This is a genomic window from Natrialba aegyptia DSM 13077, from assembly GCF_000337535.1.
Classification (GTDB): domain Archaea; phylum Halobacteriota; class Halobacteria; order Halobacteriales; family Natrialbaceae; genus Natrialba; species Natrialba aegyptia.
Genome location: NZ_AOIP01000027.1, coordinates 1 through 352, shown reverse-complemented (window position 1 = coordinate 352; position 352 = coordinate 1). Strand labels below are relative to the sequence as shown.

Genomic DNA, 352 nt, shown 5'->3' with positions numbered 1-352 from the left:
TAGGGCGTGAAATCAGTTGGCGATCGAACGACGTGGCTCAAAAGGTCCTGTACACAATGAACCGGGTGCGAACCCGTAGTAAGCCGTACAGGAAGCCGGAGTTGCGTCGTGCGTTTTGAAAAACGAACCAGGGAGTGTGCCTGTTTGACGAGTCTAACCCGATCATCGGGGAAGGCGTAGGGAAACCGACATGGCCGCAGCATTGCGAGGGCCGCCGTGTTCAAGCGCGGGGAGTCAAACGGGCACGACCCGAAACCGGACGATCTAGACATGGACAAGGTGAAGCGTGCCGAAAGGCACGTGGAGGCCTGTTAGAGTTGGTGTCCTACAATACCCTCTCGTGATCTACGTC

The 352-nt window shown here is 56.8% G+C and carries 1 rRNA gene; it reads left to right on the top strand.

Going from position 1 to position 352, the window contains the following annotated elements:
- Nucleotides 1-352, top strand: a 23S ribosomal RNA gene (locus tag C480_RS23995); the annotation flags it as partial.